The organism is Mucilaginibacter sp., assembly GCF_039925265.1.
In the GTDB taxonomy this organism is placed as follows: Bacteria; Bacteroidota; Bacteroidia; order Sphingobacteriales; family Sphingobacteriaceae; genus Mucilaginibacter.
On sequence record NZ_JBDSZG010000011.1, the window covers coordinates 57586 to 71565 of the forward strand.

The 13980-nt window shown below is 43.5% G+C and carries 14 protein-coding genes; 2 read left to right on the plus strand and 12 right to left on the minus strand.

Going from position 1 to position 13980, the window contains the following annotated elements; translation table 11 throughout:
• The first annotated feature begins 82 nt into the window (after positions 1-82).
• Both glgP and ABIX36_RS04565 read left to right on the plus strand, forming a co-directional pair.
• Positions 83-820, plus strand: coding sequence for an alpha-glucan family phosphorylase (gene glgP, locus ABIX36_RS04560; RefSeq protein ID WP_348080993.1), 738 nt, complete (start codon positions 83-85; stop codon positions 818-820).
• A gap of 195 nt (positions 821-1015) precedes the next feature.
• Positions 1016-1489, plus strand: coding sequence for a hypothetical protein (locus ABIX36_RS04565; RefSeq protein ID WP_348080980.1), 474 nt, complete (start codon positions 1016-1018; stop codon positions 1487-1489).
• A 348-nt stretch (positions 1490-1837) separates the two neighbouring features.
• On the opposite strand, the gene ABIX36_RS04570 is transcribed toward ABIX36_RS04565, so the two are convergent.
• The 12 genes from ABIX36_RS04570 to ABIX36_RS04625 form a co-directional block, all read right to left on the minus strand.
• A complete protein-coding gene (locus ABIX36_RS04570; RefSeq protein ID WP_348080981.1) occupies positions 1838-2743 on the minus strand; it encodes a cation diffusion facilitator family transporter in 906 nt (301 codons plus the stop codon).
• A gap of 9 nt (positions 2744-2752) precedes the next feature.
• A complete protein-coding gene (locus ABIX36_RS04575; RefSeq protein ID WP_348080982.1) occupies positions 2753-3334 on the minus strand; it encodes an RNA polymerase sigma factor in 582 nt (193 codons plus the stop codon).
• Positions 3335-3352: 18 nt separating this feature from the next.
• Positions 3353-3709, minus strand: a complete 357-nt coding sequence (locus tag ABIX36_RS04580) for a hypothetical protein (RefSeq protein WP_348080983.1) — start codon at positions 3707-3709, stop codon at positions 3353-3355.
• Positions 3710-3720: 11 nt separating this feature from the next.
• Complete coding sequence (locus ABIX36_RS04585) at positions 3721-5751, minus strand: heavy metal translocating P-type ATPase (RefSeq protein WP_348080984.1); 2031 nt, start codon at positions 5749-5751, stop codon at positions 3721-3723.
• A gap of 16 nt (positions 5752-5767) precedes the next feature.
• The gene (locus ABIX36_RS04590) at positions 5768-5959 is read right to left on the minus strand and encodes a hypothetical protein (RefSeq protein WP_348080985.1); all 192 of its coding nucleotides are present in this window, start codon (positions 5957-5959) and stop codon (positions 5768-5770) included.
• 34 nt (positions 5960-5993) lie between these two features.
• Positions 5994-6425 carry a transcriptional repressor gene (locus tag ABIX36_RS04595; protein ID WP_348080986.1) on the minus strand — a complete coding sequence of 144 codons (432 nt, stop codon included), beginning with the start codon at positions 6423-6425 and terminating at the stop codon, positions 5994-5996.
• Complete coding sequence (locus ABIX36_RS04600) at positions 6415-7644, minus strand: efflux RND transporter periplasmic adaptor subunit (RefSeq protein ID WP_348080987.1); 1230 nt, start codon at positions 7642-7644, stop codon at positions 6415-6417. The genes ABIX36_RS04595 and ABIX36_RS04600 overlap by 11 nt, the downstream gene beginning before the upstream one ends.
• Positions 7645-7647: 3 nt before the next feature.
• Complete coding sequence (locus ABIX36_RS04605) at positions 7648-12027, minus strand: CusA/CzcA family heavy metal efflux RND transporter (RefSeq protein ID WP_348080988.1); 4380 nt, start codon at positions 12025-12027, stop codon at positions 7648-7650.
• Between the two features lie 82 nt (positions 12028-12109).
• Positions 12110-12427 (minus strand): DUF6660 family protein, encoded by a 318-nt coding sequence (locus ABIX36_RS04610; protein ID WP_348080989.1) that lies wholly within the window; start codon positions 12425-12427, stop codon positions 12110-12112.
• 72 nt (positions 12428-12499) lie between these two features.
• Positions 12500-12829: a hypothetical protein gene (locus ABIX36_RS04615; protein ID WP_348080990.1), complete on the minus strand. Its 330-nt coding sequence runs from the start codon at positions 12827-12829 to the stop codon at positions 12500-12502.
• A gap of 26 nt (positions 12830-12855) precedes the next feature.
• The gene (locus ABIX36_RS04620; RefSeq protein WP_348080991.1) at positions 12856-13134 is read right to left on the minus strand and encodes a helix-turn-helix transcriptional regulator; all 279 of its coding nucleotides are present in this window, start codon (positions 13132-13134) and stop codon (positions 12856-12858) included.
• Between the two features lie 11 nt (positions 13135-13145).
• Positions 13146-13676, minus strand: coding sequence for a hypothetical protein (locus tag ABIX36_RS04625; RefSeq protein WP_348080992.1), 531 nt, complete (start codon positions 13674-13676; stop codon positions 13146-13148).
• Positions 13677-13980 lie beyond the last annotated feature (304 nt).

Below are 13980 nucleotides of genomic sequence, written 5' to 3' on the forward strand. Positions count from 1 at the left end.
GCGTATTAACTAAAGTGAGTTATCGCTAAAACTTCATAGTTAAGGATTTACCAGGCCAAGTTGGCGGTTTTCTTTGAATTTCTTGAAATGGGTTGGCGTTAAACACGGACAGGTGAGCCGTCATTTGTTTGAACCCTTGTTTCCGCGCTGGCCCACAAACGATGTGCCGGTTGGTTCGGTAACCAATGGTGTTCACATGCCAAGTTGGGACTCGGCAATCGCCGATACGGTATGGTCAAACGCTGGTGGTAAAGACCGCTGGAGAGGCGATTTAACAACGCTGGAACAGGACATTTATAATACTTCTGATGAATCACTCTGGCAAATGCGTAATAGCTCACGGAATAACCTTGTTGAATATACACGCAAAAAATACGTCAGACAATTATCCGTTTCGGGCCAGTCTCCGGAGCTTATGGAAGTCGCAAAAAGTGTTTTTGACCCCAATGTACTAACAATAGGGTTCGCGCGCCGTTTTGTTCCTTATAAAAGACCCGATTTGCTTTTGCATAACGAAGAACGTTTTATAAGGTTGCTAACTAATCTTGAACATCCGGTAAAACTGGTTATCGCCGGTAAGTCACCGCCGTTCGACGAAGCAGGAAAGAACTTGATCCGTAAATGGGTACAATTTATTCAAAGGAACAACTTGCATAAACATGTGGTTTTCCTAAGCGACTACGATATGGCGTTAACACAACACTTGGTTAAAGGAGTTGATGTATGGTTAAATACACCACGACGGCCATGGGAGGCCTGCGGGACAAGTGGGATGAAGGTTTTGGTTAACGGAGGTATTAATTTATCTGAATTGGATTGATGGTGGGCCGAAGCGTTTACCCCTGAAGTCGGCTGGGCACTAGGCGATGGACACGAACATGGTGACGACCCTGCCTGGGATGCGGAAGAAGCCAATGAATTCTACAATTTGCTGGAGCAGCAGGTAATACCCCAATTTTATAACCGCGATTAAAACGGGATACCTGTTAGTTGGGTCGAACGGATGCGGAAAAGTATGGCAACCTTAACGCCCGCATTTTCAGCGAACCGAACTGTCCGTGAGTATACTGAGAAGTATTATCTGCCCGGCGCAGTTAATTACACTAAACGTGCAGCAAAAAAAGGCGTTTCAGGGATGAAAATAACCGGGATTCAACATGAAATTTTAAACAAATGGGGCGACATCAAATTTGGCGAAGTAAAAACAGAAAACATACCGGGCGGCTATCGTTTTCAACTCCAGGTATCGCTCAATGGCATAAATGAAACGTCAGTGTCATTACAACTCTATGCGGATGGCATTAACGGGGCCGCGCCCGAAATCACTGTAATGAAACCGGTTAAGGGCACTATTACCGATCAATGCAATAACTATGAAGTAAAAGTAATAACCACAAGGCCTGCGGGTGATGATACTGCTCGGGTCCTTCCGTGTTATGAAAATATTGCGGTGCCTTTAGAAGATAATCATATTCTTTGGCAGAGCTAAAGATGGTAGTAATCTAATTTCGTGCGTCTCATAATCCGACCCAACATGACGTTGAATCGGTTAATGAGTAAACTATGCATCATGAGAAACAATTACTGAAGTAGGTACCCCGTGAAAATTGCGCAGCTTATTGAAAAAAGGCTCCGAGATAGGTCATCAGATTCTCTTAATTTGTGAATAAATTTGCCGCATGTGTGCGGATGAATGTGGCAAACACGAAGCCCAACACTGTAAAGACTGTGCAACCTCGTGCATTGCATGTGCCGAAGCTTGCCCCTCACATCATGAAATGATCACGCAAAATTAAAACGTAAAGCAGGAAATTAATACTTCTGCTTTGCATTTATTTTAACATTTGACTTCTTTACAATGTTCGCTCTCTGTTTCCGTTTCAAGGGTCAAATGCTGTATTTTCATGCGTTCCATGGCATGTTTCAGTTCGTGTTTGATTTTTGCTATTTGATCATGGGTCGCATTGTCTGCCAAGACCACATGCGCGGTCATGGCGTTTTCTACTGTACTGATTGCCCAAATATGGATGTGATGCACGCCGTTTACACCCGGTACTTTTAAAAACTCCTTTTCTACAGCTGCCATATGAATATCTTCTGGAATGCCATCGAGGGATAAACGCATGCTGGTTTTCAATAAATTCCATGTCGAAACAAGTATCACGCCTGCGATAACGATGCTTAAAATACTATCTATCAGGTAGAAATGGGTAAAGTATATAATTATACCAGCAATTACGATTCCTAAAGATACCACTGCATCTGACATCAAGTGTAGGTAAGCCGCTTTCACGTTTATATCCTTTTCCTTGTCTTTCATGAACATCAAACCGGTTACGGTATTGATAACAATTCCAATTCCTGCAACAATTGAAACCGTAAGTCCGGGTAATGGTTCAGGGTGCATAATATGGCGAACCGCTTCGTAAAAAATTACACCAATAGAAATCAGTAAGATCATCGCGTTAAACAATGATGCTAATATGGAAGCTTTGCGATAACCATAGGAATGATCTTTATTGGCTTTTACCTTCAATAGTCTGAATGCCAATAGCGACAAAGCTAATGCGCCCACATCGCCGAGGTTGTGGCCCGCGTCGGAAAGCAGGGAGAGCGAATGGATGGAAATACCCACCACTACCTCTATGACTACAAATAAAAAGTTAAGAATGATGCCTACAATGAAGGCCGTATTGACGTTTTCCAGCTTTACGGCGTGGTCGTGGTGATGATCGTGTCCCATTTGGTTAAATTATAATAGAATGTTGCTGATTTGGTTATTAATCATTTTGGAGTAAAAAGTTTGGATTTTCTTTAAGGCCAGGTGAAAAGAGGCTTTTAAGGCTCCTGTGCTCGTGCCTAATATCTCCGACATTTCGTCGTATTTCAAATCATCGTAATATTTCATATTGAATACGAGCCGCTGTTTATCGGGCAGGGTCAAAATGGCCTGTTGTAATTTTAGGGCTGCCTTATCGCCGTAAAAATAACTTGCGGCGGTTAACGAGCCAGACAATTCCGCATCCACCTCATCAATAGAAATATTATTGCGTTGTTTCTTTTTATTGAGAAAGGTAATACACTCATTGGTAGCAATACGATATAACCACGTATATAGTCTCGCATCCTGCCGAAAACCCGGTAGGGCTTTCCAAACTTTAATAAACACATCTTGAACCAAGTCGTCCGCATCATTATGGTTAATTACCATACGGCGAACATGCCAGTAAACCTTTTGCTGGTATTTTTTCAACAGGTTGTTAAAAGCCTCTTTCCTGGTGCTACCATTTTGGAACTTACTTAAAATCTCGCAATCATCAATTTCTACTGTCATTGCTTTACCATTTAAGTTTTACCTCAATATTTTAATTTGGCCCGGCGTTTTGATCACAATACATGGATTATCGTCGATGTTTTCAACTATGCCTGTTACTGCGATTTTTTTGCTATAATAGATAGGGTCTGCTTCCATCTTATATTTAACCAGGTCGTCTGATTTCAACACGATGGTTAAAAAATTCCGCGTACTACCCGTATATAATATCATGATCCCATGATTTGGTGTCATAAAATGATCGATTACCTTTTCCCTAACCATCACGCTATCGCCAATATGCTGACCGGCCTCTACTGCTTTAATTCTCGTCTGTGCCTTACAAACAAAGCTAAGCCACAACAAAGCAGGCAATATTATTAATGTCCTTCCCATATTATGTCGGCTCAGTCATCCAATTTCATTTTCTGTATTCGCACTGCATTTAATATAGCCAGCAACGCAACCCCCACATCAGCGATCACCGCTTCCCATAAATTAGCTATGCCACCAGCACCAAGTACTAAAACAATAACTTTCACTACCATCGCAATAGTGATATTTTGCCAAACGATCCGGTTCGTGATCTTTCCGATTTTGATAGCTGTCGTTATTTTTGAAGGCTGGTCATTTTGGATAACGATGTCGGCAGTTTCAATGGTAGCATCGCTGCCCAAACCACCCATCGCTATACCTGCATTGGCTAAGGCAACCACCGGTGCATCATTGACACCATCGCCTACAAAAGCGATACGCGAACCAGCATTTTTGAACTCCTGTACCTTTTCGACTTTGCCATCAGGTAAAAGATCGCCGTAAGCTTTATCTATGCCCAGGGCTTTAGCCACCTTATCTACCACGGCTTGTTTATCACCTGATAACATCACAGTTTGTAATTTCAGGCTATGCATTTTCGCTATAGCTTCCTTAGCATCTTCTTTAAGTTCGTCCGCTATGGTGATATAACCCGCATACTGATCATTAACGGCGATTATCACAATAGTATCTACCAACTTATCTATTTCAGACGGATAAGCAATATTGAACTTTTTAAGCAGCTTGACATTACCAGCCAGAATAGTTTTTCCATCAACCGTTCCTTTTAAACCATGACCGGAAATTTCTTGCACATCTTTTGCCTTTAATTCCCCTAATGATTCCCCTGCATGGGTGACCACCGCTTTAGCGATCGGGTGCGTAGAGTTTTGTTCAATTGCAGCAATGATCCTTATCAGTTCCTTTTCATCAATATCTTTGGCTACTACTTCCTGAACTTTAAAAACACCTTTGGTCAAAGTGCCGGTCTTATCCATAATGACCGTATCGATCTTCGTCATCACATCCAGGAAATTGGAACCTTTAAAGAGGATGCCGTTCCGGGATGCTAAACCAATCCCGCCAAAGTAACCCAACGGTATGGATACCACCAATGCGCAGGGGCAGCTGATCACCAGGAATACTAACGAACGGTAGAACCATTGGTGAAAATCATAAGGATCAACAAAAAAGTAAGGTGCAAAGCAAACCAGCAACGCAAGCGCAAAAACGATAGGCGTATAGATCTTGGCAAAGCGGCTGATGAAAAGTTGCGTTTGAGATTTACGGGCTGTAGCATCCTGCACCATTTCCAGGATCTTGCTCAGCTTGCTGTCTTTGAATAAAGCCTTGACCTGAACTTCGGAAACCTTATCCAAATTGATCATCCCGGCCAACACGGTTTCACCTTTTCTTTTGGTGTCTGGCTTGCTTTCACCTGTTAGTGCGGCCGTATTAAACGTGGCTGATTCCGAATAAAGTTCGCCATCAAGCGCGACCTTTTCACCTGCTTTTACTTGTATGATCTCGTCAATTTTAATGTCTTTGGGATCGATCACCGATGTTTTGCCATCCCGGATCACCGTTACTTCGTTAGGACGAATATCCAATAAGGCTTTAATACTCTTCTTGGCTTTATTAACGGCTGCGTCCTGGAACCATTCGCCGATGGAATAAAATACCATTACCGCGACACCTTCACTGTAAGAACCAATAGAGAATGCACCAACCGTGGCTACGCTCATTAAGAAAAACTCGTTGAAAAAATCAAAGTGTTTCGCTTTGCGGAAAGCCATTCCCAATACATTATATCCGGCCAACAAGAAGGCTACGGAAAAAATTACAAGGTTAAACGGAAACGGCGGCTGGTATTTAAAGCCGAATTCCAGCGTAAGCATAATAAGGAGAATCGTAAATGCCGATAACAATGGCCAGTGACTTGTCCAGCCAGCTTCTTCTTCAGCGGGTTTGGTCAGGTCAAGTGTTTCTTCGTCCTCATCGTCTTTCTGCTCTTTATCGGCATCGCTAATCGAGTTTATATGAACGTCCCTTTTATTGTTCTCTACACGCTTATCCTGTTGAGCGTCTATCTCTTTTTCGTTGTTTCCTTTTTTGTCTTTCATGTGGCAGTTTAATTGATCAACCTTCTGAATCTAAAAACCAAAGTTCCGCTTCTGCAATTGCTTTCTTTACAGCGGTGCTTGCTTCCAAGCCCTCATGAACATAACCAGAGGCCAGTTCGAGCGCCTTTTGTTTTACTTTGGGCCGAAGGTCTTTCAATTCATCATCGTACCCTTCAAATTTTTCTTCACTCATAACGATCTTCTTCAAAGATAGGCAGGTAACACCTGCAATCGTAGTGCATTTATTTTCGGCATTCCGAGCAAACTCCTTTGACCAGCAAACTGGTTTCCTGTCTTTCATAACCCGCCGGTAACCTCACTTCAGGTATTTGTGTTTTTGGCAGGCAATGGGTTTCTTCACAGTTCACGCAATAAAAGTGAACATGCAGGTCGTGGTGCCCGTCTATAGTACACGCTGGCTGGCAAAGGGCAAACTTGGTAATTCCTGTCCCGTCATCAATACGGTGAACCAGGCCATGTTCCTCAAATGTTTTAATGCTCCGGTACAGGGTTACCCGGTCTGTTTTTTCCATTCCCAATTCCATATCCGTCAAACTGACCGCGTTATTTTGTTTGAGGAGGTAGTCCAGGACAACCAAACGCATAGCGGTTGGATTGATCTCTTTTTCGAGCAGATGGCTTTCTAATTCTTTCATAGTTGCATTATTCTTCATCGGAACTGCCTGCCGCTTTAGATTGCAGGTAAAAAGCGCCTTTGGTTACGATCTGTGTAGTAGGCGGTAAATCGCTCAATGGCTTAATGTTGATATAACCTAATTCCGAAACCCCGGTACCTACTTCGCTTTTTTTGAAATGCAGGGTGTTTTCTTTACCTTTTTCGCCTTTATCCTCTTTGACATTGACAACCACGTAGATGTACTGCTTGCCTTCCGTGCTGATCACAGCTTCAAGCGGTACAGCCGGAAGGTTCTCCGTGCCAACGCTGATCAGTGCGGTCACATACATACCGGGGATCAGGTTATGTTTGGCCGGATTTTCGATCACGGCATGTACGATAACTCCCTTGCTCTCATTTTCAAAGGATTTATTGATACCGCTGATCCTGCCTTTGATCTGTTGGTTGTTTTGATTGGTTAATTCAAAATTAACCTGCTGGCCAGGCATTACTTTACCCAGATCTTTTTCAAAGACGATCAGGTCACAATGGATCTTTGAATTGTCAACTACTTCCATTACAGCTGTACCTGGTTGTACAAATGAGCCGGTCGTCGCTTTGATCGTTCCTACTGTTCCCCCGATGGGAGAAATAAGCGGGAATGAAGAAACGATGTTGCCGCCTGAAATCTGACCGGCCATAACACCTAACTGGCGTAGTTGTGTCTCGTAGGCTTTGATCCGGGCTTGTTCAGCATTATAAGTAGCCTGTGCAGACTGGAATGATTTACCGGTTCCTGCACCCGCCGCCTGTAACTGTGTCTGCCGCTGGTATTCTGCCTCCACGTAAGTAAAATTATTCTTAGCCGCCAAATAATCCTGCTGGATCTTTATCAATTCCTGATTTTCAATGGTAGCTAAGACTTGGCCCTTGTGTACTTGCTGGCCTTCGACAACTTTGATGTTGCGGATAATACCACCGGACAGGATGCTGATATTCGCCATGTTTTGTGGCGGCACGGCTAACTGGCCATTAGCTTTCACAACAGCGTTCAGGTTTTTTTGCTCGATAAGGCCAACCGTGATACCGACCGCCTGCATTTGTTCAGAGGTCAATTCAATAATACCATTGGTGTTCTTTTTCGGTTCTTCTTTAACTGTTTCTTTTGTATCCTTTTCTTTGGTCGGATTACCGCCTGAGCAGGATAGCAATGTAGTGCTGAGGACTAATAAACCGATCAGCGGCGTTAATAGCTTTTTATATGTTGGATAGTTCATCTGTTATTCTCCTTTTAAGTATTGTAATTGTATAGCGGATCGGTTTAAACGGCTTACCATTTCGAGGTAATTGAGTTTGCTTTGCACTGCGGCTGAAATATTGGTCACATATTCCATGTAGCCGATCTCTCCGAGGTTAAACGAAACCTGCGCGATACGTAATTGTTCATCAGCCTGATTTAAACCTCCCGTTAAATAATAATTTACCACCTGTTTGTATTTCCGGTATTGCACCAGTTCTTGTTGATATTGAACCCTGATCACCGTTTGCGTATATTGGTAATTGGTCTGTGCGATCTGACTTTCGATCTGCTCGCTTTTTACTCTTGCCCGGTTGGTGCCACCACTGAATAGTGGAATACCTACGCCGAACTGGATGCCGGCTATCCGTGTCCCCGGAAAGTAACTACGGTCGATTCCTGCGGGGTTGAATGCGCCGATCAATAATTGCTGGTTATAACCTAAACGGAAATCAGGCAGGGCTTTAGATTTTTCTACTTTAATACGCGCATCTGCTACCGTAATTTGCTGGCGGTCAAAAATTACTTGCGGATTTGCGGCAACCATTAGGGTATCACTGGCTGAAATGGTTATGGCAGTTAGTCTGCTATCTGCTAACCGGATCGGTTCCCTGGTATTTAATAATTGCTGCAAGCTTAATGCGGCCGTTTGTAGGTCTGCCTCGGCGGCAATCTTTAAGGCCTGAACTTCCTGATATTTATTCCGTGCGTTGATCAGTTCCAAATTGGACGTTTCGCCAGTTTTAAAACGCACCTCTGCCTTTTTGATGAAATTACTATAAATACTGTCCTGGTAAGCCAGTATATAAAGCGTTTCCTTGCCTTGCAAATAATTATAATAAGCGGTTTTAACATTACGGATAACTTCGTTTTTGGTCATGTTACCTGATCTTTCGGCAAGCAAGGTTTGTTGGGTCAATAATTTTTTTTGATTGCTGTACAAGCCAGGCCAGGCAAAACTTTGGGTGATACCAATGGCATTATCAATATTGCCCCCGCTGGTTGGATCTTGCGTCAGCATGATCTCCGATTTCGGCAGGTCAAAGGCTGTTTTCTGCAAAACCCGTGCTTTTGTAGTGTTCAATCCGGTCGCTTTTAATTGCAGGTTATTACGAACCGCGACGCCAATTGCACTATCCAAAGAAAGCGGCGGTGTGCTTTGCGCCGAACTTGTATTTGTTCCAAGCAGTGAAAATGCTCCTGCCAAAAATGCGATAATTAAGGCTTTAGGTAATTTGGACTTTTTCGCCTCTTTTCCGGAAAACAGGATATATAAACAAGGCAATACAAACAGCGTTAAGAATGTAGCCGTTATCAGGCCGCCGATCACTACGGTGGCTAATGGCCTTTGGACTTCTGCTCCTGCACTTGCGGATAATGCCATTGGCAGGAAACCGAGCGAGGCAACAGAGGCCGTCATTAAAACCGGGCGAAGCCTTACTCTCGTGCCTTCCAACACCCGCTCATAGATATTATCCATTCCTTCATCTTTTAACTGGTTAAAATAGCCGATCAGTACGATGCCGTTTAGTACAGCGACACCGAACAAAGCAATAAAGCCAACGCCCGCTGAGATACTGAATGGCATACCCCTTAACAGTAAAGCGGCAACCCCGCCGATAGCCGCTAATGGAACTGCGGTGAAGATCAGCAGACTTTCTTTTACAGAACGGAAAGTAGCATACAATAAAATAAGGATTAACAATAAAGCAGCGGGAACGGCAATGGATAACCGAGCCTTAGCGGCCTGTAAATTCTGAAACTGCCCGCCGTAGGTCATATAATAACCAGTCGGTAATTTCAGGTTCTTATCCAGTTTTTGTTGTATTTCCTCAACCGTGGTTTGAATGTCCCGCCCAATTACATTGAAGCCCACATAGATGCGGCGTTTGCCATCTTCGCGGGATACCTGTGCCGGGGCTTCTTTAAAAATAACATCTGCCACCTGGCTTAATGGCACTTTATTGCCCGATGGTAAAGGGATCAACAGGTTTTGAACGCCGGAGATATTTTCCCTTAAGTCCCGCTGTAACCTTACTACCATATCAAAGCGTTTTTCACCTTCAAAAACCACACCTGCCACATTTCCTGCAAATGCAGTACGCAGGATCATATTGAGGTCGCTAATGTTCAGCCCGTACTGTGCCATTTTATCCCGGTTATAAGTAACCGCTATTTGTGGCAAGCCGCTCACTTTCTCTACATAAGGTTCACTGACCCCTTTAACTGGTTTGATGATTTTAGCGATCTGATCCGCTTGTGATGCGAGAATGTCGAGGTCATCGCCATAAATTTTAATGGCCACATCCTGCCGGATGCCCGTCATGAGTTCATTGAAACGCATTTGCATGGGCTGGGTGATCTCTACATTGATGCCCGGAATAACCGACAGCGCATCTTCCATTTTTGCGATCATTTCTTCCTTGCTTTTGGCCGATGTCCATTCTGCTTTGGGTTTCATAGCCAGCATCATATCACCCTTTTCCATCGGCATCGGGTCGGTCGGTATCTCCGAACTGCCGATACGGGTAACAGCCTGTTTAAGTTCCGGAAATTTATCTTTTAATATTTTTTCTGCTTTGCCGAATGTCTTTACAACTTCCGATAACGATGTACCCTGCATCATGGAAATTTCCACGGTCAGATCGCCCTCTTCGAGTGTAGGGATAAATTCACCGCCCATGCGGCTAAATGCCCAGATCGCTACTCCGAACAGGATAAATACAATAACTACCGTAATGACCTTGACCTTTAAAATTCTGACCAATGCCCGATGATAGACCCGTTGCAAAAAGTCTATCAGACGGTCGGAAATATTCCTTTTATGAGTAGTATCTTTATTCAGAAATAAAGCACTGGCCATTGGTACATAAGTAAGCGATAACAGAAACGCACCCATGATTGCGAAGACTACCGTTTCAGCCATTGGCCTGAACATTTTCCCTTCAATTCCCACCAGTGATAGTAAAGGCAGGTACACGATCAGGATAATGATCTGTCCGAAAGCGGCTGATTTCATCAACTTACCTGCACTATCCTTAACCTCATCGTCCATTTGTTCTTTGGATAGTTTTAAAACACCTTCTTTCGCATAATTACCGGTGGTGAGGTGATGGATCACACTTTCCACGATAATAACCGCGCCATCAACGATCAAACCGAAGTCAATAGCCCCTAAACTCATGAGGTTACCCGAAACACCGAATAGTCGCATCATCGTGAAAGCGAATAGCATGGCTAAAGGTATCACCGAGGCAACCACTAAACCTGCCCGCCAGTTACCTAAGAATAATACCAAAATGAAGATCACGATCAAAGCGCCTTCCATGAGGTTGCGCTCCACCGTGCCGATGGCACGGCCTACGAGTTCGGTACGGTCAATAAATGGTTCAATAACTACGCCTTCGGGCAGTGATTTTCTAATTTGCGCCATGCGTTCTTTAACGCTTTTAATAACCGTATTAAAGTTTTCGCCTTTCAGCATCAGGGTGATCCCGGCAACTACTTCACCCTCACCATTCCGGGTGACCGCGCCGTAGCGGGTCGCACTGCCAAATTGCACGGTTGCGACATCCCGGATAAGTATGGGATTGCCGCCCATATTTTTGACAACGACCTTTTTGATATCGTCCAATGATTTTACCTGGCCTTCGCCACGGATAAAATAAGCGTTGCTTCGCTGCTCGATGTAAGAACCTCCTGTGTTTTCGTTGTTTTTTTCCAGCGCGGTAAAAATTTCAGGGATGGTGATACCTAAAGCGTTCAGCTTGTCGTTATCCAACGCGACCTCGTATTGCTTGACATAACCACCCCAGCCGCTAACTTCGGCTACACCGGGCGTTCCGGCCAGTTGGGTGCGTACCAGCCAGTCTTGTAAAGTACGCAGGTCGGTGGGGGTGTACTTGTTTTCGTATCCCTTTTTGGTATGGATCACGTATTGGTAAATTTCACCTAAGCCCGTAGTGATCGGTGCTAAAGTCGGCTCTCCCAAACCTTGCGGAATAATGTTTTCCGCTTCTTTCAATTGTTGGCTGACCTGTTGTCTCGCCCAATAAATGTCTGTCTCGTCTTTGAAAACCAGAGTGATCACAGATATACCGGAACGGGAAATCGACCGCTTCTCAACGATATTGGGAATGTTGGCCATCGCCAGTTCTATCGGCGCGGTAATAAATTGTTCGACTTCTTGTGCTCCTAAGCTTGGGGCCTGCGTGATGAGCTGTACCTGGTTATTGGTTATATCAGGCTGCGCATCAAGCGGGAGGGTGACTGCCGAGTATATACCGCAGGCTACGAGTAGCAGGGTCAAGATACCGACAACCACTTTATTCTTTATAGAGAATGAAATGATCTTTTCAAACATGAAATGATAATAAAGTTAAACCATGAAAATTTCAGCAAACGATTTTACGTTCGTTCAAAAATTGCCCTGACGGCAATTGGATTTAACTTAATTGAGGAGGCTGCCAAATAGAAAGGCTCATTTGTTGGATAGCAGGAGTGCAGTATGTAGCATAGGTATTAGTTACCTGGTGCATATTATATACTAATGTAATGGTAGATTGTAAAGCACGAACAGTAGAACAGCAAGAGCATGTACAAAAGGGTGAACAGGTTTCCTGGCTGCCCTGGTTATTACAGGAATGATTTCGCTGAACGGTCGTTTGCGCATTGGTTAAAGCTGCATTATCCTGCCTGTCCCATCCTGGCATTAATGCCAGGATGGTCATGTAGATACTGAAAAACAATGCGATAGCTTTCATCGGGATAAAAATAGTTAAATTTTCGAGATTAAAAAGAATTCTCGTCTCGGCGCGGATTCTTGAAATTAATTCTTAATCTATAAAACGGGACTGTAATTCGGGTTTTTCGTAGAAGCTGGACGGAATCTTCTGATGGGATATTTTATTGATGAGTTCCCTATGCACATGCGCTGACCAGGTGAGCTCCTGTTTGGGATCAGCCTTTATCAAACCGTATTTTCCACCAAATCCAACTTCTCCTTTATGGAAAAGGTACTTCAGGCTCTCCGGTAACTTTTGTATTTCAAAAACATGATAGGGCATCATGCCGCCATCCAGTTTATCTCCTTCTTTGATTAGAAATACGACTTTGAACGTGTCATTACCGATAAGGTAATGTTCATTAAAAACTTCCTGCATCATATCATTTATATAAAAAAATGTCCGTATTAAACGTGGGAGAGTTCACGCGATGTATAGATCAACGGTGCCCCCAGTTCTGCTTCCAGTTTAGCCAGTGTTTTAAGGGTCAGGTTATGGTTCCCTTTCAGCCACTTATTGATCTCGGAAGGCTTTTTATTCATTTTTACTGCCAGGTCTTTTTGTGTGTAACCCTTTTCCTGGAGCAGTTCATTGATCCTGACTACAATATCGGTATACTGCCGTACAAAAATGCGCACCTCTTCTGGCGTTTCATCCTGTATCCTTTGTGCAACTTTACTTCTCATTAGCTTGTAATTTATAATAGTATTTCTCCGTCATTAGCTGCGGACAGCATCCGCCTGTTATCTCCATCTATGATGATTTCACCATCCCTTAACGCTTCTTCTATGCGTTTTGCAAACCGGCAGGCTTCTATCCATTTAAAATGGATGTCCTTGCTTTCCTGGTTTGTCCATGCAGATTTTATGCCGCCATTGAACAGTACCACGATATCATTACGGTTGTTGACCCTCAAAGCGTAAAGACGGAGCGGAAAGTTGGGATAAGCAAATAGCAATTGCTGTATTTTTACCTTGCCGGTATTCGGCAAACCCGTAACCTCATTCTCCGGACGGTTGAACAAAGCGTCAACCGCCCCGTGGTCATCACCTACGCTATCCAGCACAAAACTCAACAGCTGCTGTGTAGCCAGTTTCAATTCCAGGATAGCATCATACTTATTAAAGAACTTGTCAGTTTCATTGTCCGCTGCATCTTCCCAGCGTACCGTATAAAACGTACACTTTTTTCCTTCATCATCCCAAACTTCTAATGCAAAGATATTCACTTATAAGTTAATTTACAATTTTATTTTTTAAGATCCTTAAAGCAATCTTTTAGGATAACTTTGATTTGATCAGTCTGATCAATCCGGCAATTTTCCGGTCAAGCCAGTATTCCTGTTTTTGGTATTGTTTGTAACCAAATATGATGATAATTAACAAAAAAAGCCATTCTATGATTCCCTGGATATTCCGCTCCATAGTATACCAGTGATTCCGCTACAAAAGGGACCAGTGATTCCGCTGCAAAAGGGGCCAGTCAAAAGATAAGAGGTTGCTAAAAGATCACCGGGAAAGGATGTTTTTTCC